Genomic DNA, 24349 nt, shown 5'->3' on the forward strand with positions numbered 1-24349 from the left:
TTAGATGGACACTTCAACTACGGCCTCCAGCTCGATTGTCGGAAAGCTGCTCGAAGAGATCTCATGGGAAAAAGCGCGAGACTACAGGGCCGGTGGCCAAGGACGTGAAAACGTGCTGACGGCCGAGGTGTTGGTTGGCTTGGACTTCTTGCCGCGAACCGATTTCTTCGGGAGTGTCATCCGCGCGGCACACGGTGCTGACGACGCGAGGCTCCAGCTCGCCGCTGAAGCCGAGGACGTGCAGATGCACTTCCTACCGGGCGATTTCAGGTTCGGCTCGGGTGCTCGCAACGCGCAGCTGGTGGTTCAGCCTGACGCCGTCTTTGAAACGCCGAGCACCTACACCCTGGTCGAGGCCAAGCGGATTCGCTACGGCAGCTTTCAACCCGAGCAACTTGCTCGTGAATACTTAGCGCTTATGGCGCACGCCGGTTCGGCTAGCCCCATCCTCTTGCTTCTCGGCGCAACGCCCCCGGTTCGAGTCAAAGGCGCCGGCCAGCTAGAAATTGCCGAAGCAGTTGGTAGATTCCTTGGTCCCGTCCTCGAGCGCGCGGGGGCAGAAGGGCTGCCTTCTGAGTCCGAGCTGATGGAACGTATTCCAGAGATCTTCTGCTGGATTTCCTGGTCGGAATTGGATGGTTGTATCGCTGACGCTGCGAGGACGTATGTGGCGGCACACCCCTCCGCAGATGGCTCCGTTCAGCGCATTGCGGCCTTTGTGCGCAACGCAATCGCTTGGCATGCCTGACGTGCAGCCGGGCCGTTAGTGCTGCGAGATCGCACGCTGCGGAACGCCTGCCATGTAGTGGAGCCGCCGATCATGGCAGCCTCCTCAAGGGGCGCGGCTTTGAAATGGACGGTCAGTTCGCGGCGCCCGGTCCGTCGAACAGCGCGCTGGTGCTGCTCTGGGGCACCACCACGTGGACGGCGTTGCGCTGGACGGTGAAGTCGGTGGGCGTGGTGGTGGCGATCTCGCCGTCGAGGTTCACCGGCAGCGGCTGGTCGGTGACCAGCCGGACACATCTGGTGGTCAGGTGGTGCACCCGGTCGTGTTTGATGAAGCTTCCGTCCTTGAGCAACCGCGCGATACTCACATGCTCCCGGAGTGGCCCCGCCAGGATCGCGTAGATGTCGAGGGTGTGGTCGTCGATCCCTGCCGTGGGAGAGACTGTGTTGCCGCCGCCGTAATGCCGGCCGTTGCCGACGGCCACCTGAAGCAGGCTGTCGAATTCCATCGGCTCGTGGTCCCCGTCGGGAAACTCGAGACGGGCCCGGAACGCCTTGTGCCGGGCATAAGCCGTTAGCGTGGCGACGCTGTACGCCAATGGCCCGATAAACCGCTTCAAGCGGGGGCTCAGGGCCTCGGTCACAGACACGGACAGGCCCACGGACGCGACGTTGAGGAATGGCTCACCGTTGGCCCGGCCGAGGTCGATGTCCACCACCTTCCCTTCGGCGATGGCAGCGCACGCCTCGGCAAGGTTGTTCGGTATCTCCAGCGTGCGGGCGAAGTCGTTGGCGGTACCCAGCGGAAGGACGCCGAGCACAACATTGGTGCCGGCAACCCGACCGGCGGCGTAGGACACAGTCCCGTCGCCGCCGCCGACAACCACCAGGTCGTGCCCGTCCGCAAGCACCCGGTCAAGCGTTCCGGCTAGGTCTGCCCCGGACAGCACGTGGTGCACGGCGGAGATGGGCACGCCTGCCTTTCGCATCGTGTCCACGGCAAGTTCGTGTGCCGCCCCTCGGCGTGATCCGGCGTTGATCACAACGGCGGCAGAGCGTGCGTCCCGGGCAGCCTTCATGTGGGCCATGTTAGGTGGTAGACCTGTGAGTCAGCCCGCCACCGTGGTTCAGGTTGGAAGTCCGGCCCTTATCTGTATGAGGGTGAGGTCCAGCAGAGGCGTAGGGACGTTGAGGCTGCGGGCTCTGCCGGCGAGGTCGCCGAGGATGTGCTCGGCTTCCGATGGGAGCCCTGCGCTGAGGTCCCGATACAGGGAGGAAGTGAACGCCGACCCCGGTTGCGTCAGGATGCCGACCGCCTGTGCGTGACCGGCGTCGGAAACGGGATGTCCTGCCGCCGCCGCCACCGCTTCGGTTTCACTGATGGCCTCCAGGATCCTGGACCGCCCGCCGGCCTCGATGATCCGTCCAACCGGAGCCCGGAACAGGCAGTTGATGATTCCTGCGGCAGCGATGAATACCCATTTCTCCCACAGGGCGCCGACTACGTCGTCCACTACCGAGAAGTCGACGCCGGGCACGTCCAGAGCCTCGGAAACGTCCGTGGGGACAGGGTTTCCGTTGAGCCCGCCCACCGTGAGGGAAGTGAGGGGCATCTGCTGGCGGACCACATCGCCGTCGAGGGTGGCGACGATCCGGGCCAGGCCGCCGAGCACCTGCCCCGGGTACAACTGCTCAAGCCGGTCCACGTGGGCCATGCCGTTGAGGATGGGAACGATGCTGGTTCCAGCCCCCACGAAAGCGCCAAGCTCGCCAAGTACGCCCTCGAACGCGGTGGCTTTGACCGTGACGAGGATCAGATCAAAGGCCTCTGACCCGTCCGGTGCGGTGATGGTTTTTACCGGGTGCGTCCGGTCAGCGGTGGGGGAGATGAAGCGTAACCCGTCGCGGCGAAGGACCTCCTGTTTGCGCGGCCGCACCAAATAGGTGACATCCCGCCCCGCTTCCTGCAGGAGCGTACCGAACGCCCCGCCTGTGGCTCCGGCTCCGACGACGAGTATCCGCATGGGTGCATACCTTCCGGGGGTAGTTTTCAAGGATTAACCGGACACAGGAGCCTGGAAACAGCAGTTGAGGCTTTGTATCCGATGTTCCAAGGCTAGGGGTTGCCCGCGCCGTCTCCGGTGTCCTCCCATATGACATCCAGATTGTGGAAGATCACGGGTCCGTCGCACAGTTCCGCCATTTTGGCAGCGAACTCCGACGTTTCCGGCCGGCCGGAGTTCTCCATCGCCGAGTCAAAGGATTCGAAGTCGACGATGGTGAAGTAGGTGCCCGGGTGGTCCCTGTCCGCCGTGGCAACAATCCGGCGGAACGTGGCCGGAGCGCCCCCCTCGGTTCTTGAGGGACGGCCCAGTTCTTCAATCTCCTTGATACGGGAGGTCTTAAATTCGATGATCTGCACAAACCCGGCCATGACGGCTCCTTGACGGCGGTGGACGTTGATGCGGATCAGACTAGTCCCCGCATCGGATGGCGAACAGGGCTGGCCTACAACGTGAGCCTTCCCACCTTATTTTGAGTAGCTCACATTAAGCCGTAAAATTGAGTACAGGCCACCGTAGCCCTTGAGTACCGCACCGGTGAACATACCCGGGCCAGCGGGGCAAGCGACACGACGCGAAACCGCCCTCCTGCTTGGGCGGCACAAGAACCCGAATGGCCCCTCATTCTGAAACTCCAAGGAGAACCCATGACTTTGCTGACCGACCGCCCCGCAACCTCCTCATCCATCACCGAAACCACTCTCACGAACGCCACCCGGATCACTGCCGCTGACACCGCGGTGCGCGGCGGCAGCTACGTGACTCTCCTCACCGGCAGCGTCCCCGCCGGCGTCGAGGGCAGCTATGTCACCGTCGCTGGCGGCCGAACCCTGGCCCCCGTCGCCCGTGGCAGCTATGTCACGGTAGACGGCACTCCCGTTGTTGCCGCCAGCGTCGTCGAGGGCAGTTACGTATCGCTTCCAATGGCGGCATAGAGCCCCAGCGCCCTGCGCGGGATAACACCACGGCGGGTAAAAAGGGAGGCCGACGGCGACACAGGGTGTCGTCGTCGGCCTCCCTTTTCGTGCCAGCCTGGCGGCTACCCCGCCACTGCCGCCTTAGACTCCTGCTTGGCTGCCATCCACTCGTTCAGCCACGGGGCCCGGACGCTCGAGGTGATCCGGCAGTCGGCCAGGAAGGTTCCCTTCGCGCCGGCGTCGATCCAGTCCGTGAGCGCGGAAAGGTCCGCCAGTGAGCGGATGATCGCCGACTCCGCACCGAGCGCGCGTGGTTCCGCGCGCCAGGCTTCTGCGCGACCGGCGTCCGGCGAAGCCGGGCCATCCAGCGTCTTCAGGATGCGTCCCGCGGCAGACTTCACGTCCGCGCTGACGAACGTGTCCACCCGGGGGTGCGTGGGTTGCAGGGTGGCATCGATCTGGATGACCTTGCTGCCCGGGCCGAGCAGGTGCCCGAACCGCATGGTGAAGGGGCTCAGGCTTGCCCCGGCCACCAGGACGACGTCGGCCTCGCCCATGAGCCCGGCCGCGGTGTCAGTGCCGAAACCGCCGGCTACGCCCAAGTACCCCTCGCCCTGGAGGAGGTTGAGCGCCAGAGCGGTTCCGGCGATCAGCGCGCCCACGCGATCGGCGAGCTCCCGGAGCTCCGGGCCGGCTCCGGCGAGATCCGCACCGCGGCCGGCGAGGATCAACGGCCGCTTCGCCCCGGCGAGCAGGCGGGCAACCTGCCCAAGGCCGCCGTCGACGTCGTCCGTCACCTGGGGTGCCAACGGCTCGGGAAGCTCCTCGTCCGCTTACGCGGCGCGGAGGAACTCGCGATGCTGGGTGACTGTAGCCCAGGCCCGTGACCGTTCGGTGAAGTTTTTCCAAGGGGCGTTTTCAACGTACTGTTCGTTCGCTGAGGCCATCGTAAATTCCCATAGGCGTCGACCCTCGGCCTTTTCACGCTTGCCCTGTTGTTCTAGCCGGTCTGCTCAAGCCGATATATCTCAAACGAACGAAACACATCGTGGGAGTTTGCCTTCTAAAGTCACCGTCTTGGCGTTTCGGTGATGGTCGCTGCGGCGAGGTTGGCCGTGGCGAGCAGGCAGACTCGCCGTGGGCATTTCCCGTGCAGAAAACCGTCCGGCTACCAGTTGTTTAGCGCCTCAGTGACGGTTGTGGCCCCCTTGGCGAGCGTGGTGCGCCAGTCGAGGCGGCCGCGCTTTTGAAGTTGACCGACAAGCAGGATGCGCGCGATGCCTAATTGATTGGCCGTTTCTTCTACCCAAGGTCCACTGATCCGGGCCGGAACCTTGGGGAACCCTTTAGGGAAGATCCAGTTGACAGCGTCGTCGTTGGCTTCGGTTTCGCGATCGGCGAGGCGTGGGTCCTTGTCGTCAAGGTTTTCGATGATCGCACACTCCTCGGTGACGTGACCTCGAAGGAGGTGACCGACTTCGTGGAGCAAAGTGAAGAAGACCTTGTCGAGCCGTTGCCCTCGTCCGGACAATCCAATCACGGGATGCTTGCCCACGAACATGGAGCAGCCATCAATCTTCGCGCCAGCAAAGGCCTCGACGAACACAAGGCGGACGCCAGCTTCAGCGAAGACCGCAGGGAGGTTCGCGAAGTCGCCCTCAGTGTGAACCGCCCGAGGTAAATCGGCCGCTATACGAGCCAGCTTGTCGGCAGCATACGGCACCTTCGGTAGATCTCTCGATCCTTCACGTCCAACACAGGCACCCCACGCCTTTTGGAGGAGGCTGACGTCTTCATCGTGGTTGGCACGCTTTGCGGCCATCGCGATATATGGCTCATCGTCCATGGAGGCCAGGCCAAACAGCTCCTGCACCTCAGCTTCGAGTGCATAGAGCGTCGAACCAGTAAGTACCCCGCGCTTCTTCAGTAGCGCGATCGGGGCCTTCATGTTGAGGCGCGCCCGACGACGAACATCGTCCAATTTGGTCTGCGTCCTCTGGTTCCCGGCCTGCTCTGCGAGGAGGTACTGGTTTTGCAGATTGAGCCAGTACTGGGCCGTGTGGCCGAGGGCAGCAGCAATCTGGGCCGCTGATTCGCGGGTGATTTCCTTGTTGCCGGTGATGATTTCGGACACGAATTGGGTGGGACGGCCCAAGACGGCTGCGAAGTCGGCCTGTGACCAGCCCAGTTCCTTAAGCTCGAGGGCCAAGAGGTCACCGACTGGTTGTTGGTTGATGGGTAGCGCATCGTGTGTCGAGGTGCTCATCTGGGTGGCTCCATATGTGCAGAGAGGTCCCCGATGACCACAGTGCAGTGGTCATCGGTTCCTTTGAATGTCAAGGAAATCTGGCGTCCTGATGACAACCGCGCTTGTGCCCGAGCGGGGTCGCCATGGTCGGACGCCTGAATTCGCAGGAAGCGCGTGTTCCGCAAATCATCTTCGATGGTTGCGGCGTGCACGCACTGGATGAGGCGGCGGAAGCCTTCGATGTCTTCGCTGCTCCATGCGGGTGGACGGAAATCGAAGTCTGACGCCAGCTGACGCAACTCCTCATCAAGATACTCCCGTTCCACGTTGCTTATTATCCATCACCCTTTCGCTGATTCACAGTATCAGGGCTCCTATGAAGGTACCGCGCGTCCTTACTCGGAGCGATTACGGCGCGCAGTCTTAACTCGTTAACTGTGAATCAGTGTAGGGGTGATTACCTATATGCTAGTCTTCAAGTAGGTCGTCAAAGCGGCGGCCATCGCATCAGGAGGTACCGCCATGCCGGCAGTAACCCACGGGGCCGTGGAGGTTGCCATCAATGGCACCGAAACCGTCCTCGACCACAGCACGGTCACCTACGAGGAACTCGGTAACCTCGCCTTCCCCGGGCACGACCCGGCGGCGATGTTCACTGTCACGTATAGGCACGCGGTGGGCCCGCGCGGCGGTGACGGCACCCTCGTGGCTGGCGAGTCGGTCACCGTGAAGAAGAAGGGGACGACGTTCAATGTCCGGCTCTCGACTCGTTCGTGATAGCCGCGACCTGTCCGCCCTCGTGGCGGACGGGTACGCGGTCCGCATCGTCAGTGGCTACCTCGTTGTCGACGATATTCCGTTCGTCAACGATGCCGGTCAGGTTCAGTGGGGCTCTTTCCTCTGCCCCTTGGACAACAACGGCCTCAACACCGTCACCCCGGCGACCCACGTCATGTGCTTTGTTGGCGGTGTTCCGCGCGACAAGACGGGTGCGCCCATGGATGGGCTCGTCAACGACGGGGTGGACAAGTGGTCGGCCGGGCCTGACCTCACCGCGGCGTGTGGGTTCTCCCAGAAACCTGCTGATGGCTACCCGGACTTCTACGAGAAAGTCACCTATTACACGCAGATGGTGATCGGGCCCGCTCAGGCCGTAGACCCGTCGGTGACGCCGTATACGTTCAAGCCGGTCGAGACTGACGAGGGCGACGGGGTGTTCAGGTACATGGACACGTTCTCGCCCCGCTACGGCATCACCGAACTCAATAACCGGCTGGTGTTGAACAAGGTCGCCATTGTGGGGCTGGGCGGCACTGGTGCCCACATCCTCGATGCGCTCGTGAAGACGCCGGTACAGAACCTCCACCTGTACGACGGGGACGTGTTCCTCAGTCACAACGCCTTCCGGGCCCCAGGGGCCGCCAGCATCGAGGACCTGCGGGCTGGGCTGACCAAGGTGGCGTACTACGAGCGTCTGTACTCGGCCATGCGACGCGGCATCCATACCCACCCGTTCAACGTGACGGTCGAGAATGTCGACGAGCTGTTGGACGCGGACTTCGTGTTCCTGGCTATGGACGCCGGTCCGGACAAGAAGGTCATCATCGACGCGCTCGTGGTGGCCGGTATTCCGTTCGTCGATACCGGTATCGGCCTCGGGAAGGACTCGACCGGGGTCAACGGCACCCTCCGGGTCACCACGTTCACCCCCGGGCACGGCGAGCACATCGACAAGGTGGTGTCCTACTTCGTCGGGGAAGACGCTGAGTACGACACCAACCTCCAGGTCGACGAACTCAACGCGTTGACGGCGAACCTCGCCGTGCTCCGCTACAAAAAGCTGCTCGCGTTCTACGCCGACCTCGAAAGCGAACACCACACCGTGTTCGACATCGACTCTGGCAACCTCAGCCACCGATTCGGCAACCGCGAGGCGGAAGGTGCCGGATGAAACACCGGCATTTCACCCCGGCGTTCGTCGTGTCCATCCCCGCTGAACCAGACCCCGGCAACCTCTACATCTCAATGGCGTACGAAACCGCTGTTCACCTATGCGCCTGTGGTTGCGCTCACAAGGTGGTCACACCGTTTGGTCCCAACGACTGGACGCTTACCTTCGACGGCACGGTGTCCCTCGACCACTCTGTCGGCAACGGCCAGTTCCCCTGCAGATCGCACTATTGCATCGAGCGCAACCAAGTCGTGTGGCTTCGGAATATGAATGCTGCGGCGACCAAAACCGCTCTCGGACGTGACCAGCGAGCTCACCGACCCAAGTTCGCCCCTGCGCGTGCACCTTGGTGGCGACGAATCAGGAGCTACTAACGATGCGCCGCAGGAAGTGGGTGGGTCTGTCCGAAACTGTGTCCTGCTGGGAGCAGCAGCAACGGCCGTCCTGTCGCGAGGCCATCCCCTTCACGGGAGCTGACCCGATCACCCGCGGCGCCACCGGCCGAGGTAAGTGCAGAAGATCCGGAAATTCGCGGTCTAGGTTGTGGTCTGTAGTCCAACGACCGGCCGAATCTGGCCTCGACGAATTCCTGCTCGACTTGTGCTTTGACTGCCTTGTACGTTGCGCCTTCGGCTTGGTCGACGTAGCCGAGCTGACCTTGACAGCCGCCTACGCTCCAGGTCCGCCAGTGAGCGGATGATCGCCGACTCGGCGCCGAGCGCGCGGGCGATGCCGCTGAAGTCCACCTCGGGGATCAGCATGGGTTTTGGGTCAGTCCCTGGGAGCCGTACTGGTGGATTTCGGCTCCGTAGGCGGCGTCGTTGTAGATCATGACGACGGCACTCCTCGCCGCCCCAACCAGCGATTCGAGGTCGGACAGGCCCATCAGGAAATTGCCGTCGCCGGAGGCCAGCACCAGGGTGCGGCCGTTCTCCACGGCGCGAACTACCACCACTGCACACGGGCCAAGCCCAGCACGTACGACACCAAAGTTATTCAGTTACTTCATTAATCAGTTACTTATTCGGCATATACGCCATGATAGTTACGTCTTAGGCCATAAAGCACGACTTGACGAAATTTTCTTCGGTCAGCACACTGGAGCGTGTTCAAGATCGAAGGAGAAACGACATGAAGATTTGCTCGTACGGCGGCAGTGATTGCGGGCAGCCTCGTCAGCTGTATAGTCCGGACGGAGTGTGCCCGAAACACCACAAGAGGATGCAGCGCTGGGGCAGCTACGACCCCCTTTGTGTTGTTGACGGTGAGGCGTGCGGCCGTGGCATTCGGCTCTACGGTGAAGGGAAGTGCCGGGCCCATCACTTTTACGGGGATGCAATCCCTTGCCTCGAGGAAGGTTGTAGTGCGATTCCAGGCCCCGAGCGAAATAAGTTCGTCGGCGGAAGGTGTGACAAGCACTATCAAGGTCTACGGGCTGCACGGGCACGTGAGGGGCGGTCATGTTTAGCCGCTAGCCGAGGAGACTGTGGGCCAGCAGAGCGGCTGTATGCCGAAATGTGCCGGAAGCATTTTGACCGCCTGAAGCTCACTGGCGCCCTTGAGCCAATCGTTTGCAGCATTCTCGGATGTGGCGTCTCGAGCGACGCTGACCCTTCAGGTCAGTTCAAGGCGGGCATGTGCAATATGCACTACTTGAGGATACGGCGTGGAGAATCGCGAGCCAGCGATTTGGGAGTGCGGCTCTGCCCGCAATGCGGCGTCGACATGTCGACGGCGAGACGGAATTCCGTGTATTGCAGTACCCGATGTCAGACTTCGGCATGGGTCGCCGCGAACATCGACCTTGTTCGCCTCCGTTCGCGCATAAGTGAGGGAAAACGGAAAGCTGCCAAGTACGGGAACCCTGGATATCAGGAGTTCGGGATCCAAGAGTGGATCGACCTCATGGAGACGCTCGAATATCGCTGTACCTACTGCGGTGGTCAGTTTGACGCCAACAGCCTCGAGATAGAACACATCGTGCCGCTCAGGCGAGGGGGGCCGCATCGACTGTCCAACATAACGGCAGCCTGTGGGCCCTGCAATGGTTCGAAGAAGGACCGCCCACTCCTGTTCGAATGGGCGCCTCGACTTTTGGGGGGACGGGCTCGTTGGGACAAGGATGCTGCACGAGGTGACAGGGACAATAAGTGGAAGCCGGAAGAGTGGAGAGACAAGGGTGGACCGCTCCCACATCTACTTCTTTGGGCGGCAAATTTCCCGGAACTACTGAGGGCCATCCGTATCACGGAGATCTTCTTCAGTGAGCCAGACGACGAACAAGAACCGGGTTCTGATGAAGGTGGCAAGGCCGCTTAGCAGGGCTTGTTGAGTTCTCTTACGACGTCGCCGCGTTGGCCGCCGGGCCCATCTGCTGGATGCGATGGGCCAATACTCAGTCCTGAGAAGGCGGTCCTCGGGCAGCTCAACGACAGTGGACGGATACGGGAGTGGTTCCCGATGTTCCGACAGCGGCGGCTTAGATGTCACTGTTTTGCGGACTACTCCCTTAGTCTCCTTAACTTGCCACCGCCGCCTTCGCGGCCTGCGAGGCCGCCATCCACTCGCTCAGCCACGGTGCCCGGACGCTCGAGGTGATGCGGCAGTCGGCCACGAAGGTTCCCTTCGCGCCGGCGTCGATCCAGTCCGTGAGCGCGGCAAGGTCTGCCAGTGAGCGGATGATCGCCGACTCGGCACCGAGCGCGCGGGCGATGCCGCTGAAGTCCACCTCGGGGATCAGCATGGGCTTTTGGGTCAGGCCCTGGGAGCCGTACTGGTGGATTTCGGCTCCGTAGGCGGCATCGTTGTAGATCACGACGACGGCGCTGCTGGCCGCCCCAATGAGCGATTCGAGGTCGGACAGGCCCATCAGGAAGCCGCCATCGCCGGAGGCCAACACCAGGGTGCGGCCGTCCTCCACCGCGCGGGCAGCCCCGACAGCGCTGGCAAGGCCCAGCCCGATGGCCTGGTAGGCGGTCCCCACCATGACCAGGTCCTGCGGCCTCGGGATGCGCCAGTACATGGGTGCCCAGCCGACAAAGTGCCCGCCGTCCTGGACCACCGTGCGGCGCTCCGGCAGCACGGCATCCAGTGCCCTGGCCAGGGCGCGCGGGTCCAGCCGGCCGTCCGGGGTCTCATCGGAGCCTGGACGATGGGCGGGTCCTCCGGCCAGGCGCTTGCGGGCTTCGGCACGCCAGGCTTCTGCGCGGCTGGCGTCCGTCGAGGCCGGGCCATCCAGCATCGCCAGGATGCGTCCCGCGGCAGACTTCACGTCCGCGCTGACGAACGTATCCACCCGGGGGTGCGTCGGCTGCAGGGCGGTGTCGATCTGGATGACGGTGCTGTCCGGGCCGAGCAGGTGCCCGAACCGCATGGTGAAGGGGCTCAGGCTCGCCCCGGCCACGAGGACCACATCGGCCTCACCCATGAGGCCGGCCGCGGTGTCCGTGCCGAAGCCGCCCGCGACGCCGAGGTATCCGTCGCCTTCGAGGAGGTTGAGCGCCAGCGCGGTTCCGGCGGTCAGTGCGCCGAGGTGGTCGGCGAGCTCCCGGAGCTCCGGGCCGGCTCCGGCGAGATGGGCACCGCGGCCGGCGAGGATCAGCGGCCGCTTCGCCCCGGCGAGCAGGCGGGCCACCTGCCCAAGGCCGCCGTCGACGTCGTCCATCACCTGAGGTGCCAACGGCGCCGGAAGCTCTTCGTCCGCAGCCTCGAGTGCCGCGAGGTCGTAGGGAATGGCAATGACGACGGCGGTGCGCTTGGTGAGTGCGTACTCCACCGCCTGCTGCGTGATGGCGCCCGCGGCGTCGCGGGTGACGGTGAAGGTGGCCGCGCCGAGGGCCGCCGCGATTGCCGTCTGGTCCACGTCCTGGGGCCGGGCGCCGCTGCTCGGGGCGTCCCCGGTGACCAGCACCACGGGGATCTGGGCCTGGACCGCCTCGGCGAGGGCGGTGAGTGCATTGGTGTAGCCGGGGCCGTAGGTGGTGGTGCCCGCTGCGAGGCGACCTGACGTCCGGTAGTAGGCGTCGGCCGCGGCGATGGCGGCGCCTTCATGGCGGACGGGGGAGAAGCGGAGGCCCAGCTTTTCCGCGGCGTCCAGGAAGTAGACGTTTCCGTTGCCCATAACGCCGAATACATCGCTGAGGTAGCTGCTGAGAACCTGCGCCACGCGGCCGGAAACGGTGAGAGTAGTCATGCAGGAAGCTTGTGGGCTGGTCAGCAGATAGGCAAGAGAGTCGAGTTCGATTGGGATATTTGGCAGGAGGGTGCTGGACTAAGTGAAAATATGCCCACTGTGGTGCGCGTCACCCGAGTTTTAGGTCGAAGGGCGGGATTCCTGCTCCGAGAGCCGGCTGAGGAGGCCGTCGTAGCGGGGCGGCATGAGTTCCAGCACGGAAATGGCTGTGCTGGTCCGCTGGATGCCCGCGATTTCCAGGATCTGGTTGGTGATGCGGTAGAGATCGGCCGTACTGCGGGCCACCACCTTGGCCATGAGGTCCGCGTCCCCGGTGGTGGCGTGCACCTCGATGACCTCCGGAATCGCGGCGAGCCCGTCTTCCACTGCACCTGTTCGGGTCTGGCTGATGGACAGTGAGAGGAAGGCCATCAGGTCATAGCCAAGCGCGGCGGGATCCAGCCTCCGGCTGAAGGAGCGGAGGGCGCCGCTGCGCTCGAGCCGTGCCAGCCGGGCGTGGACCGTGTTCCGTGCGACGCCGAGCGTCCGGGAGAGTGCCAGGGCGCTGGCTTCCGGATCCTGGTCGAGGGCCAGGATGATCCTGCCGTCGAGGGAATCCACGGTACGGGGGTTCGGGATGGTCATATTTTCACCACAGACAGTTGAAGTTGAGCAGAAGTCCCAATGGGTTGAGCGTATCTTGCATTGTGGGCCGGGTCACAACATGATCGTTCCTCATGACCCGTGATCAGCTCCTAACCGCACCGGACACCGCGCTCCCCACCCTTCGCGGCGCGGTGTCCGGCCTCCCGCCCTACGTCCCGGGCCGGCGCAGCGCCGGCTTGGACATTGCAGCCCTCGCCAGCAACGAAAGCCACTACGAGCCACTGCCCGCTGCCGCCGCCGCGGTGGCCGCAGCGGCCGGTACGATGAACCGCTACCCTGACAGTGCCGCCGTCGAACTCCGTGAACGGATTGCGCAACACCTCGGCGTCACGGCCGCGGAGGTCGCGGTGGGGCCCGGCAGCGTCGGTGTCCTCCAGCAGATCATCACCGGCCTTTGCGACGCTGGGGATGAAGTGATCTTCGCGTGGCGTTCCTTCGAGGCCTACCCCATCCTGGTTGAGCTGGCAGGCGCCCGTCCGGTCCGCATCCCGTTGGACGACCGTGAGGGCCACGACCTCGAGGCTATGGCCGCGGCCGTCACTGCCCGCACGAAGGTCATCCTGCTCTGCACCCCCAACAATCCCACCGGGGTGCCGATCAGCCACGAACCCATCGAGGCCTTCCTGCAATCCGTCCGGTCCGACATCCTCGTGGTGATCGACGAGGCCTACGTGGAATACGCCGAAGCGGGCAGCGGCCCCGATTCGCTGGCGCTCTACAGCCAGTACCCGAACGTCTGCATCCTGCGCACCTTCTCCAAGGCCTACGGACTCGCCGGCCTGCGTGTGGGATACGCCGTGGCGGCGCCGGGCATCGCTGAGGGACTGCGCCGGACCGCCCTTCCCTTCTCGGTGAGCGCGCTGGCCCAGAAGGCGGCCATCGCGTCGCTGGACGCCGCGGACGAGATGGAAACGCGGGTGGCCGCCGTCAGGCAGGAGCGCGCCCGGATGGCCGCACAACTGGAAGCCCAGGGCTGGAAACTGCAGCCGAGCCAGGGCAACTTCCTGTGGATCCGTGCGGATGACGATCTCTGCGCGAGGCTGGTGGACGCCTTTGACCGCGCAGGCATCCTGGTCCGGGCGTACCAGGGAGACGGCGTGCGGATCACCGTTGCCGGCCCCGCCTCCAACGACCGCGTACTTCGGCTCCTGGAAGCCCACGCAGCCTCGACAATCGACTGACCTGAAACCCCCATCCGTTCCACCTACAACCAGAGGACTCCCCATGGAACAACAGACAATGACGTCTGGCCGCGCACTGGGCGCCGCACTCAAACCCCGCCAGCTCACCATGATGGGCCTCGGAAGCGCCATCGGCGCGGGCCTCTTCATCGGCTCCGGCGCTGGCATCCAGGCCGCCGGCCCGGCCGTGCTGATCTCCTACCTCGTGGCCGGCACCCTCATCATCCTGGTGATGTGGGCGCTCGGCGAGATGGCCGCCGCCAATCCGGACAGCGGTGCCTTCTCCGTCTATACCGCCAAGGCCTACGGGCCGGTGGCCGGTGCCACGGTGGGCTGGCTCTGGTGGCTGCAGCTTGTGGTGGTCATCGCGGCCGAGGCGCTGGGTGCGGCAGGCCTGCTGGCCACCATCTTCCCGGCCCTGCCGGTGTGGCTGATGGCCTTCGTGTTCATCGTGGTGCTCACCGCTGTGAACCTCACCAGTGTCAAGAACTTCGGCGAGTTCGAGTTCTGGTTTGCCCTGCTCAAGGTGGCAGCAATCGTCGGGTTCCTCCTGGTGGGCGCTGCCCTGCTCTTCGGCTGGCTGCCGGGCGTGCAGTCGCCGGGCCTGTCCAACTTCACCGGTGCCGGATTCGCACCCGACGGTTTCGCCGGGATCGCCACGGCACTCTTCGTGGTGGCATTCGCGTTCGGCGGCACGGAGATTGTGTCCGTGGCGGCAGCTGAAACCGCCGAGCCGGCCCGCAGCGTGCGGACAGCAGTCCGAACCGTGCTGTGGCGCATCCTGGTCTTCTACATCGGTGCGATCTTCGTGATCGCGGCGGTGGTTCCCGTGGGTTCGGCGGGGCTGAAGAGCCCGTTTGCCGCCGTGCTGGACGCCGCCGGCATGCCCGGTGCGGCCACGGCCATCACACTGGTAGCCGTCGCGGCACTGCTCTCCGCCCTCAACGCCAACCTCTACGGCGCCTCCCGGATGGCGTTCTCCCTCGCGGAGCGCGGCGAAGCGCCACGCCTGCTTGCTTCGGTGTCCAAGGCCCGGGTTCCGGTTGTGGCGGTCCTGGCCAGCGTCGCCTTCGGCGTTGTCACGGTTGTGCTGGAGCTGGTCTTCCCGGAGATGGTCCTTCCCGTCCTGCTCAACATCGTGGGCTCGACCTGCCTGCTGGTGTGGACGTCCGCGCTCTTGGCCCAGCTCGCGCTGCGCCTCCGGGCCGACCGCGAGGGAACGGAGCTTCCCCTGCGGATGCCCGGCTTCCCGTGGCTCACGGGCTTCGGTCTCCTCATCCTCGCTGCCATCTTCACGGTGGGCTTCATCGGCGAGGATTCCCGTCCCCAGCTCCTGAGCACGTTCGGACTCGTGGCGGTGCTTGCGGTGGCGAACTGGCTGCACCACCGGTCTGGCAAGGTTGCGGGTCCCCTTGAATCTTCGGACGGTGCCAAGCAGCCGGCGCTCGTCGACTGAACTAGCGGCCTGAATCACTTCGTGGGTTGAGTCCATGCGGAGTGCGCGTCAGGCTTTGGCCGGGCGCGCCCTTCCGTCCTGTTTTGCCGAGCTGGCCATGTCGGGCACGAATTCGGCCGGTGAAGGGTGGCGTCGTAGGCTGCCTGTTCGTCGTCGATGACCCCGCTGGAGAGCCGGACTTGTCCATTCGCAATTCACTTGATCGAGAGTTTGCACGCGTCGGGACCTACTGGGCCTGGATCCATGAATAGAATCGCCATGGATCCAAGTGCGGCACTGTCGGATTCTCGCCTGTATGCCGCGTTCACGCCTCCTGAGAGGTTCTACCAAAAGGAGTAAGCGATGGCCGATATCGATAGCATCACGTTGGAGGCGGAGCTCGTCGGAGAGGACGCCACGCGTGACATTGCGAAGGCGGTCAGCGCCCGTCACACTATTGCTCGCAAGTACGTCATGAGGCTCCGCCGACGGCATCCGGACGCGACGCCCGCTGAGGTAATCCAGATGTTGGAGCGTCACTACGCAACCTCGATCACCACTGCTGGTGCTCTTATCAGCGCCAGCGCCATCGCGGCTGATATTGGTATCGCGATGATTCCTGGAGTAGGGGCCGCAGCAGCCGGCATGAAGAGTGCGGGACAACAGGCCGCCAAGAAAACCGGCAAGGAAGCCGTCAAATTTGCCGCTAAGAGCGCTGCGAAACAGGCCGCAAAGAACATGGCGATGGGTACTGCGAAAAACGGTGCACAGCGAGCTGCTGCACTCCTTCCCGCGGGCGACGAGCAGTTGCAGTTCGAGATCACGGCGGTTTTCGCGCTCGCTATTGCCGACATTCACGGAATGGATCTGGACAAAGACCAGGCACTCGCCCTTGTCTACGGGCTTTCGAATGAACGCGTTAGCCAGAAACAGATCGCGACGATGGCCACAGACCTATCGGGCGCGTCGGCTGAAGGTGTCGTCGGTGTTGGCAATACGATTGCTGCTGGCCGCGCGGATTGGTCGCACTGGGCGAACACGCTCGCGGATACCCTCCCTGGAGGCGCCGCCCAGAGTTTGGTTCGGACCATGGAGACCGGGGAGCTGGACACCGTGCGCCAAAATTTGAGCGGAAAGCAACAGGCAACGATTGAATATGGGGTTGGAGCCCTAACTGGAGGCGTCACGCGCTTCGTGTTCGGCCGCGAAGTCGTGACCGCAGCCCGGGCCGCGTTCGCCGAAGCGCCGGACACGTTCCCCAAACATCTTGCCATTCCTACCGAACCTGAGGCAGAGGACGGCGACGCCGACCAGAACCGAGCTCTTGCAGCCATGGAAGATGCCGCGAAGATGACGGGAAATTGGATTGCTGGCACGGCCAGCACAGTCGGAGGCGGGGTTGCAACGGGCGCTGTGGCCGTCGGCGCCGGCGTAGCCACCGCAGCCGACACGGTATCGCGCGCGTTCCGGAGCGTAGACATCGACGGGGACGGAATCCTAGATGAGCCCCAGGCCCTCAGCGCGATCAAGGGTGTCGGCGGCGCCATCGCCGGTACGGCGGGCTCGGTCGGCGGGAGCGTCGCAGGTTTGTTCAAGCGGAAAAAGCGCGGCGAGGAGACGTCTGGCGGGTCTGAAACCGGCAGTGAGGAGGCGGCCGAGAAATAACTCGGTGGTTTCGCGACTGCGGAGCGTCCCGGGGTGGAGGGCGCGCGAATAAGCTCCCCCCGCAATTTCCAGGACCGGTGGGGCGTGCCGTAGTCGGCCGCCCCTCGCATCCATATATGGTTCGAGAGGACTTGACATGGCGATCTGTTGTGGCTGTCCAACCCCGCGGAATTTAGAGGGTATCGACGTCGAACGGAACTGGAGACTCAATCGTCGTGAACTTTTTCAAAGCAGTTATGAAATTCTTCAAGGCACGGATTCTGCTCTGGCCGGCCTTGCTGCTCGTGGTGCTGCTGGGTGGGGGAGCGGTCGCCGCATTCGCATCCGGCGGACTTAACGCACTCGCCCTCAAGTCCCTGTTCAGCAGCGGCTCCAGCGAACGTGATTCCCAGGTGGTTCAGGCCGTTACGCGCGTGCAAGAGGTCGCCTTGCTCAGCCTTCACATCGAGGGCATCGATAGGTACGAAAGCAATAGGGAAATTTTCGGCGTTACCATCCCCGCGAGCGAGAAAACCACTCTGCTCCAGTACAAGTTTGACGCGAAATTAGGCGTTGATGGCTCGAAGGTGAAGATCGAACGCACCGGTCCAGAGTCGTTGCGCGTAACCATCCCTGGATCCAAGTTCATCGGCTTTGACAATCCCAAGTTCGAGGACCCCCTTGAGAGCAACAACCCTCTCAGCTGGCTGGCTGAGCCGGCCGTCCAAACGCGGATGGTCAACAACATTCTCAGCGATGAGAACAAGCAAAAGTACATCGCCCAAAATGAAGAAGCCTTGAAAGATCAAGCCAAGGTGTTCTACCGGGGAATAATTGCCAGCGTCGCTCCCGAAGTTACCATCGACTTTGAGTTCATAGGATAGATGCTTGCAGCGTCCCCTCCTCGCCGGATGAATTGCTCACGGAGAAGCTGAAAGCACCTCTAAACGACACCATGGTCCTCCCGGCGAACGATCAATCCACGCTTGAACGGCGCCGGCGCTAAGTTACACAAACCTTTTAGCCCTAAGAAGATTCTGTAATCCGCCCAGGATGAGCTATTTGTCAGGGCTCGGGCCTACAGTGCTCCCATGACTCCCGACGAAACGGCCCCCATCGAGCAGCAGAAGAAACGTGCAGTGTCGCGGAAGTGCCCGGTGTGTGGCAGTGAGGCCTGGCGGATTGTCTACGGGATGATCATGCCCTGGGATCGCGAAACAATGCCGAAATCCGAGTTCGCTGGTTGCATGATCGTGCTAGAAGAGCGCATCTACCCCGCCACGGGCAAAGCCGAATGGGGTACGCCCAAATGGGCCTGTCAGAACCCGGAGTGCCATCACCGCTGGTGGTGAGGATTAGCTGATCCGGTACACCTTCCCGATCGCCGGCATATGGATCAGGGTTTCGACGACGGGCCGCCCGGTGATGGACTCGATGGCCTGGGCGTACCCACGCATCTGGCCGATGTACTTGTCCTTGATATGGCCGACAGGGTCCTTGCCCGGATAGGACTTGTGGTCTACCAGCACATATCCTGCAGGCGTCTCCAGCAGGAGGTCGATCCAGCCCTCCATGAGCTGGTTGTCAGCATTCCGCCAAGCAACCGACTGCTCCGTGGTGACTGTCGCGCCGGGGTAGTGCCGGGCGAAGAAGGCGAACATCCGCTCACCCGCTTCTACGACGACACTGGGCTCGACGGCCGTGGCCGCGCCCCAGCGATCCAGCAAACGCTGTGCTGCCGAGAGCCGGGCGGAGTCCCCCATCTCACCGAGAGGCAGGGCGAAGTAACCATGGATGGCGGAACCCACCTGGTCCCAGTTGGCCGCGCCGTGCGGAATCAGTTGCGGACCAAGGGCTGCCGCCTCCGTGACGTCGGCTGCGAAGCCGAAGCTCTCCAAGGAGCTAGCGGTCAGCCGGGCGGCTTTATGCGAAACCGGCGCATCAGCGGTGAGGCAGTCCTCGTACTCGACAGTGGGGCCGCCGTCTGTGTCGGCGGGTCCATCTGCTGGCTCGTAGCCGAACGCCTCCATGGAGAGAGTGTTTTCGCCGGTTCGCCCTTGGACCGTCAAGGTTGCTTGGTTACCGGCTCCCTCAGTCCACTCCACAATCGGGCCGGTCCCCAGCGAGTTGAACGAAGCCGGCGCGGGTTTGGCGGCCGCCAGGCAGGTCACGCTGACGGAGCGGGTCAGGCCCACATACAGCACCCGCGCCGAGTCGGACTGGCGCCGTGCCAGGACCCGCTGCGCTACAGCCGAGGAGTCGGCCACTCCGGACAGCGGCTTGAACCCCTTTTTACCGAAGGGCCACGGCCAGAAACGAATCCAACGTCCTGAGAGAGGGTTGCTGACGTCGATCTCATCGACTCCTTCGACAGCCACGACCCACAGCTTCGCGGTGATATCGGTGTCGAGGCTCGCCAGCACGACGGCCGGCCACTCCAGCCCCTTGGCCTTGTGGTAGGTCAGTAGGTTCACGACGTCGTCGCCGAAGTTCTCGCTGCCGGTGCTGTCGGCGTCTGCGAGGAAATTGAGCGAGCCGCTCAGCGTTACGGGCTTGCTGAGTGCGGCACACGATTCGTAGTACTGCTCCAGCAGCGAGCGCAGCGCGTCCAGATTCTTGAGCCGGGTTCCCGGGTTGCTCCACGTCTTGATGAGCCGGGCCAGCCCGAGGCGCGCTGTGACCTCTTCCATGATCTCGGTCGGCGTGCACAGCTTGGCCAAGTGGCGGAGCTCAACCAAGCCGGACACCAGCGGGTCGCTTGCCCAGCGCTGGAGCTCTGTGGTCGGCTCTTCGGCGTCGAACAGGGCCGGGACCCACCGGCCGAACTGGGGATGATCTGGATGCAGGTGTGCCAGCTCAGCCAGGGCCACGGTGTCGTCGTCGGACGCGACGAAGGCCATCCCGGCGCGGACCAGCTGGATTTCTCGTGCGGCGAACAACGAGGAGGTGTTGGTGGTTGCCTTAACACCTAGCGCCGCCAGTTCTCCGGCGATGGCAGCCACGTCTACATTCGTCCGGGCGAGGACCGCGACGTCGGACCCCTTGAAGCCCCGGCGCTGGATGAGATCCACGACGCCGGCGGCGACGGCCCGCCGCTGCTCCGGCACGGTTTTCGCTGCTAGGGTCCACGCCTCCCGGGCGCCGCCCAGGGCATTCTTGGGATGGGACTCATCGCGGCGGGCTTCGGGGACCGTCAGACGGACTTCGTCCTCGCCGAGCTCCGGGAACATGGCGAGGCTGATCGCGTTGGAGAGGTCGATGACGGCTTCCTTGGACCGCCAGGAATCATGAAGCTGGGTCTTGCTCTCAACCCGGGCGGCCACGGCTTTCATCAGCTCCGGATCAGTGCCCCGGAATTCGTAGATGGCCTGCTTCGAGTCGCCTACCCAGACCACCTTGTGCACCAGCTCGGCGAACTTGGTGAACAGCTGGAGCTGCAGCGGGCTCGTGTCCTGGAACTCATCCACCACCATGAACTTGATGCGGCCGGTGATGGAGTCGCGGAACCCTTGGTTGTTCTCCAGCAGGTCCAGCACCAGCGTTTCCTGGTCGACAAAGTCGATGAGTCCGTACTGCCGCTTGAAGTCCGCGAACCGGTCCAGGCAGGCAGCGGCGCAGGCAAACACCAATTCGGTGAACTCCCGCAGCTCGGTCTGGAAGGCCGGGTTGGAGGCCAGATCGACGTCGACCGCAGAAATGTAGCTCTCCAGGTGCCGTTTGGCCTGTGCGTTGGGGACGCCGGCCGCCTCGATCCAGAAACGCCAAGGAGCTTCCTCTGGCGAGGCATGGGTCAGGACCGGCTCCAGCAGGGCGATCGAGGCCAGGAGGTTCTTTGGTGGAGTCTTGCCGGATTCGGCGATCTCCGCAGCCAGCCCGCGAAGGCTCATGAGCCCCTGGAGGAGCTGGTTGAACCAAGTTGCGCGGTCGTCGAGACCGGCCGGACCCAAGACCTGCTGTAGTCCCTGCCATGACGCCGCGGCGGAGTGCGTCAGCGCCGAGGGGGCAATCCTGTTGCTGCGGGCGGCATCCGTGATGTCCCGGACGACCTTGCGCCAGTCGGGGTCGGTGCCCCGGATGTCGGCTTCGCCGTCGTGTCCCAGCCGGCGGGCGAGAGGCTGGATCCGCGGAGTGAACTCTGCGAACACGGCGTCCGTGGCGAGCTGGAAGATCCGGAACTGTTCGTCTTCGGCGATAACCTGCAGGGCCGGCGACAGCCTGGCGTCGACCGCGTATTCCCGGAGCAGCCGGCCGCAGACGCTGTTGACGGTGCCCACCATGCTGACGGACATTTGGCGTGCGGCGTCGGGGCGTTCCTGGCCGAAGAGTTCGGCTTGGACCCGGTCGATCAGTTCGGCGGCGGCCTTCTTAGTGAAGGTGGTGGCCAGGATCTGGCTGGGCTTCGTCCCGTTGTTGATGGCCCGGGCAATCTCGCCCATCAGGCTGTAAGTTTTGCCTGTGCCGGCGCTGGCCGTGATCATGCTGACGTTGTTCAGGGCGTGGTTCATGACGGGTCCCCCTTGAGGCCGCAGAGTGCGGAGAAGTCGCAGAAGTTGCAGGGCGGCTTCTGGTAAAGCCGGCCGTCTGCCGTTGCCGTGTCCCGTTGCTCGGCAGACGAGCCCAGTTCCTGACGTCCGGCCGCCAGGACGCGGCCGCCGACCACTTCTGAGATGGAGAATTCGGCGGCGCGGACCGAACGCCGCCAGGTGCTCCGGCTGGATGTGGGGCTGGCCAGGGCCGGGCCGAAGAGGGTGCTGGTCGAGGCGAACTCGCCCTGCTTGAGCATGTAGTAGGACATCGCTGCGTCTTCGGCGACGGTGGACATGGGGTCCGGACCGTCGTCCAGGGCCCAGTGGTAGAGGGCAAGCTGCATGGCGTCCCCCTGGGTGATTTCTTCGCGGCGGTACTTCGAACGGTTGGTCCACTTGAGGTCGATCACGACGGGTTCGGCTTGCTGGTCCGCGGCCAGGACATCGATGTAGCCGGAGACTTTGACTTCGATCTGCGTCCCGTTGACGTTGAACAGGGCCGGCTTGCTGAACTCGTGCTCAGTGGCGCGGATGTAGACCCCTTGCGTCTGCAGGGTCTGGAAAAGCTTGATGACCGAGTTCTCGATAATGGGCCGGAGGCCAGCGAGTTTGCTGCCGTGGCCGGGCAGGAGTAGCTCCGAGGCGTAGTGCGGCACGAGTTGGTCCAGTTTGGCCTGGACTTCCGCCGGCTGGGGCACGGCGCGGTTCGCGACGTAGAGGTCGCCGAAGAGTTCTTCGACGACTCGGTGGACCAGGGTGCCGATCATGGTGTTCCCGGTGGGCACGGACTGCGCGTCGCCTACCTTCAGCCGGCCCTTCTTCTCCAGAACCCACTTCATCGAGCAGCCAATCAACGTGTTGAGCTGCGAGTAGGAGAGCTTGTCCGGCATGAACTCCGGCCGGGGACCCAGCTCATGGGATGCCGGCACCGGCCTAGTCTGGGCGGGCTGCACTGGTGTCAACGCGGCGGTTCGGCCCGCCAGGCGCCAGACACCGTCGCGCACCAGCTCGGCGGGTGTGGTGCTGAAGGCCGAAATGGCGTGCTCCACCGCCTTCTTGTTCTCCTCCGGGGTTCCCGGTAGGGGCGTCGGGAGGGTGCTGAAGGCCAGTGAGGACAGCATCGGGTGGGCCTTGGTGGGCTCCCCGCTGATCTCCGCGGCGCGCACCAGCAGCAGCCGCCGGCAGTGCCGTGCGGCGTTCACCGCCACCGAGAGTTCCAGCTCTGCCAGGGCAGCAGGATCAGGCAGGACGACGCCGGCGCCCAGCAGGGCCTGGCGTTCGGCGTCGTCCCAGTGACGGGACCGGGCCTGGCCGTCATCCTGGCACCCCCACCAGACGAGCGTGTCGACGTCGTCGCACAGTTCACCGAGGCTGCGCAACGTGACCCACGGCGCCGCCTCGCCGCCGGCCAGGGGGCTGGCACTGGCGGGAATGACGGATTCCAGGATCCGCGCGATGGTTTTGCGGGTTACCGGTTCCGGACCGTCGATCAGGGCCGTGAATTCATTGAGCTGGCTGAGGACGGATTCGAGTTGCGGGTAGAGCTGCACGCGGCGGCTGAGCTGGGTGCGCAGCCACTGTGCGCGTTCGACGACGGCGGCGCCGGTGACAGTTCCGTCGTCGGTCAACAGCCCGGTGCCAAGAAGCTGGTCCAGCTCTGCCGCGACGGCGGGGCCGAGGCTCTCGTCCCCGCTGATCTTTTGCAGGGCGCTGAGCCATTCATCGCCGCCGGTGCCCGGCTGGGCGGCGAGGGCGTGGAGGAGATGCCGGGCGGCTGCGCGCCGGACGGGGCTGACGGGGAGGTTGAGGAACTCGCCCAGCAGCTGGACGTCCACCGGTCCCCAGATGACGGTGAAGAACAAGGGAATGATCTGGTCGATGGCTCGCCAGCGAGAGCGGCTGCTGACACCGATTCGGGGCAGTCCGCGGCGCTGCAGTTCTTGATCCAGCAACGCAGTGCTCGCGGAGGCAACGACGGCGGAGCGATCCGTGGCGGGTTCACCTGCGGTTGTCACGGCAGCCGCGAGCCAACGTGCCGTGTGCTCCGCGGCTTCCCATTCTGTCCTGGCGATGAGAGCGGTTACTTCGCCCACGGGCTCCGTCGGGACCGCCGGCTCCAGGACCTTCACGCCGCGACGCTCCAAAGCGCCAATAAGGCGCTTCCAGATGGCCGGGAACGAGCCGCGGGGGTGCTGGAGCTCCAGCCACGAGATTCCGAGCGGCCAGTTGGCTGTGGCTTCGCTCTCGAGTTCATGGATGAGTTCAAGCGGGTAGTCGGCGAACGCCCGGTCGAGGGGGAGCCGGCTCTGTTCCAGGGCAGCGAGGGCTTTGAGCTTGGCGGTTGAACCGTCAGGGGCGAGGCCCGACCATCCGTTGACGACAAGTTCGTCGCGCATGTTCAACAGGTCGATGGCCGTGGACCACGGATCGACAGAGAAGGAACCGTGGAACCAGGCCTCCGGGCTGTCCTGCTCCGCGAGCCGGGCCATGTACTGCCTGATCCTAGTGGAATGCCGCGCGTCGGGTCCGGTGAGCCCGAGGCGGGTCTGCAGGAGCTGCGCCAACCCCAGGGGACCGAGCCGGACCGTGCCGAGTGCGGAATCACGATAGGTCCATGGAGCGCGGTCCAAGTACAGGCCAAACAAAACGTTCACATCATCCCCCGGGACGTGTTGGAGCGACAGTTCCTAGATCATATGGGCAGGGTCTGACAAAGAACGGTGTGACGCGTTTGCTGCCACGGAGCAGCGACTGGTCAATGAACGTTGCAGAGTTCTCCATGGGTGTCGGGCCGCCGTTCCTGCTTGTTTGAACTGCTAGG

General features: G+C 64.1%; 21 protein-coding genes and 1 pseudogene. 11 read left to right on the plus strand and 11 right to left on the minus strand.

From position 1 onward, the window contains the following. The first annotated feature begins 4 nt into the window (after window positions 1–4). Complete coding sequence (locus ACZY1F_RS05060; RefSeq protein ID WP_463940599.1) at window positions 5–748, plus strand: hypothetical protein; 744 nt, start codon at window positions 5–7, stop codon at window positions 746–748. A gap of 112 nt (window positions 749–860) precedes the next feature. On the opposite strand, the gene ACZY1F_RS05065 is transcribed toward ACZY1F_RS05060, so the two are convergent. The 3 genes from ACZY1F_RS05065 to ACZY1F_RS05075 form a co-directional block, all read right to left on the minus strand. Further along, entirely contained in the window at window positions 861–1805 is a 945-nt protein-coding gene (locus tag ACZY1F_RS05065; protein ID WP_463940601.1) for a lipid kinase, read from the minus strand. Window positions 1806–1853: 48 nt separating this feature from the next. Then, on the minus strand, window positions 1854–2750 hold the full coding sequence (locus ACZY1F_RS05070; protein ID WP_463940602.1) for a 2-dehydropantoate 2-reductase: 897 nt from the start codon (window positions 2748–2750) through the stop codon (window positions 1854–1856). 92 nt (window positions 2751–2842) lie between these two features. Next, window positions 2843–3160: a hypothetical protein gene (locus ACZY1F_RS05075; RefSeq protein ID WP_463940603.1), complete on the minus strand. Its 318-nt coding sequence runs from the start codon at window positions 3158–3160 to the stop codon at window positions 2843–2845. A 276-nt stretch (window positions 3161–3436) separates the two neighbouring features. Between ACZY1F_RS05075 and ACZY1F_RS05080 the strand changes: the two genes are divergently transcribed. Further along, window positions 3437–3724 carry a hypothetical protein gene (locus ACZY1F_RS05080; protein ID WP_463940604.1) on the plus strand — a complete coding sequence of 96 codons (288 nt, stop codon included), beginning with the start codon at window positions 3437–3439 and terminating at the stop codon, window positions 3722–3724. A gap of 104 nt (window positions 3725–3828) precedes the next feature. On the opposite strand, the gene ACZY1F_RS05085 is transcribed toward ACZY1F_RS05080, so the two are convergent. From ACZY1F_RS05085 to ACZY1F_RS05095, 3 genes are all read right to left on the minus strand, one after another. Then, on the minus strand, window positions 3829–4515 hold the full coding sequence (locus ACZY1F_RS05085; RefSeq protein WP_463940605.1) for a hypothetical protein: 687 nt from the start codon (window positions 4513–4515) through the stop codon (window positions 3829–3831). 359 nt (window positions 4516–4874) lie between these two features. Beyond that, window positions 4875–5972, minus strand: coding sequence for a HigA family addiction module antitoxin (locus ACZY1F_RS05090; RefSeq protein ID WP_463940606.1), 1098 nt, complete (start codon window positions 5970–5972; stop codon window positions 4875–4877). Next, window positions 5969–6280 carry a hypothetical protein gene (locus ACZY1F_RS05095; RefSeq protein ID WP_463940607.1) on the minus strand — a complete coding sequence of 104 codons (312 nt, stop codon included), beginning with the start codon at window positions 6278–6280 and terminating at the stop codon, window positions 5969–5971. The genes ACZY1F_RS05090 and ACZY1F_RS05095 overlap by 4 nt, the downstream gene beginning before the upstream one ends. 196 nt (window positions 6281–6476) lie before the next feature. Here ACZY1F_RS05095 and ACZY1F_RS05100 point away from each other — a divergent pair, with 196 nt between their 5' ends. The 3 genes from ACZY1F_RS05100 to ACZY1F_RS05110 are packed head-to-tail and all read left to right on the plus strand — an operon-like array spanning window position 6477 to window position 8279. Further along, entirely contained in the window at window positions 6477–6731 is a 255-nt protein-coding gene (locus ACZY1F_RS05100) for a multiubiquitin domain-containing protein (RefSeq protein ID WP_463940608.1), read from the plus strand. Next, the gene (locus tag ACZY1F_RS05105) at window positions 6706–7905 is read left to right on the plus strand and encodes a ThiF family adenylyltransferase (protein WP_463940609.1); all 1200 of its coding nucleotides are present in this window, start codon (window positions 6706–6708) and stop codon (window positions 7903–7905) included. The genes ACZY1F_RS05100 and ACZY1F_RS05105 overlap by 26 nt, the downstream gene beginning before the upstream one ends. Beyond that, entirely contained in the window at window positions 7902–8279 is a 378-nt protein-coding gene (locus ACZY1F_RS05110) for a ubiquitination-like system serine protease family protein (RefSeq protein WP_463940610.1), read from the plus strand. The genes ACZY1F_RS05105 and ACZY1F_RS05110 overlap by 4 nt, the downstream gene beginning before the upstream one ends. Window positions 8280–8582: 303 nt before the next feature. Here ACZY1F_RS05110 and ACZY1F_RS05115 read toward each other — a convergent pair. After that, window positions 8583–8863: pseudogene (locus ACZY1F_RS05115) on the minus strand (thiamine pyrophosphate-dependent enzyme); the annotation flags it as partial. Window positions 8864–9810: 947 nt separating this feature from the next. On the opposite strand from ACZY1F_RS05115, the gene ACZY1F_RS05120 reads away from it, so the two are divergent. Beyond that, complete coding sequence (locus tag ACZY1F_RS05120) at window positions 9811–10224, plus strand: HNH endonuclease (RefSeq protein WP_463940611.1); 414 nt, start codon at window positions 9811–9813, stop codon at window positions 10222–10224. A gap of 199 nt (window positions 10225–10423) precedes the next feature. On the opposite strand, the gene ACZY1F_RS05125 is transcribed toward ACZY1F_RS05120, so the two are convergent. Both ACZY1F_RS05125 and ACZY1F_RS05130 read right to left on the minus strand, forming a co-directional pair. Next, complete coding sequence (locus ACZY1F_RS05125) at window positions 10424–12097, minus strand: thiamine pyrophosphate-binding protein (protein ID WP_463940612.1); 1674 nt, start codon at window positions 12095–12097, stop codon at window positions 10424–10426. Between the two features lie 120 nt (window positions 12098–12217). Next, window positions 12218–12721, minus strand: coding sequence for an Lrp/AsnC family transcriptional regulator (locus ACZY1F_RS05130; protein ID WP_463940613.1), 504 nt, complete (start codon window positions 12719–12721; stop codon window positions 12218–12220). Window positions 12722–12813: 92 nt separating this feature from the next. Here ACZY1F_RS05130 and hisC point away from each other — a divergent pair, with 92 nt between their 5' ends. The 5 genes from hisC to ACZY1F_RS05155 all read left to right on the plus strand — a co-directional run bounded on the left by hisC (window position 12814) and on the right by ACZY1F_RS05155 (window position 18354). Continuing rightward, window positions 12814–13923 carry a histidinol-phosphate transaminase gene (gene hisC, locus ACZY1F_RS05135; protein WP_463940614.1) on the plus strand — a complete coding sequence of 370 codons (1110 nt, stop codon included), beginning with the start codon at window positions 12814–12816 and terminating at the stop codon, window positions 13921–13923. Window positions 13924–13966: 43 nt separating this feature from the next. Further along, a complete protein-coding gene (locus ACZY1F_RS05140; protein WP_463940615.1) occupies window positions 13967–15379 on the plus strand; it encodes an amino acid permease in 1413 nt (470 codons plus the stop codon). A 342-nt stretch (window positions 15380–15721) separates the two neighbouring features. Next, complete coding sequence (locus tag ACZY1F_RS05145) at window positions 15722–17023, plus strand: hypothetical protein (RefSeq protein WP_463940617.1); 1302 nt, start codon at window positions 15722–15724, stop codon at window positions 17021–17023. Window positions 17024–17238: 215 nt separating this feature from the next. Continuing rightward, complete coding sequence (locus tag ACZY1F_RS05150) at window positions 17239–17886, plus strand: DUF4230 domain-containing protein (RefSeq protein ID WP_463940618.1); 648 nt, start codon at window positions 17239–17241, stop codon at window positions 17884–17886. A gap of 207 nt (window positions 17887–18093) precedes the next feature. Beyond that, window positions 18094–18354, plus strand: a complete 261-nt coding sequence (locus ACZY1F_RS05155; RefSeq protein WP_463940619.1) for a hypothetical protein — start codon at window positions 18094–18096, stop codon at window positions 18352–18354. Window positions 18355–18357: 3 nt separating this feature from the next. Here the strand turns inward: ACZY1F_RS05155 and ACZY1F_RS05160 are convergent, their stop codons facing one another. After that, the gene (locus ACZY1F_RS05160; protein ID WP_463940620.1) at window positions 18358–21507 is read right to left on the minus strand and encodes a UvrD-helicase domain-containing protein; all 3150 of its coding nucleotides are present in this window, start codon (window positions 21505–21507) and stop codon (window positions 18358–18360) included. Next, window positions 21504–24182 carry a PD-(D/E)XK nuclease family protein gene (locus ACZY1F_RS05165; RefSeq protein WP_463940621.1) on the minus strand — a complete coding sequence of 893 codons (2679 nt, stop codon included), beginning with the start codon at window positions 24180–24182 and terminating at the stop codon, window positions 21504–21506. Before ACZY1F_RS05165 ends, ACZY1F_RS05160 begins: the two co-directional genes overlap by 4 nt. Window positions 24183–24349: the final 167 nt, after the last annotated feature.

It is taken from the genome of Pseudarthrobacter xylosi, assembly GCF_055412765.1.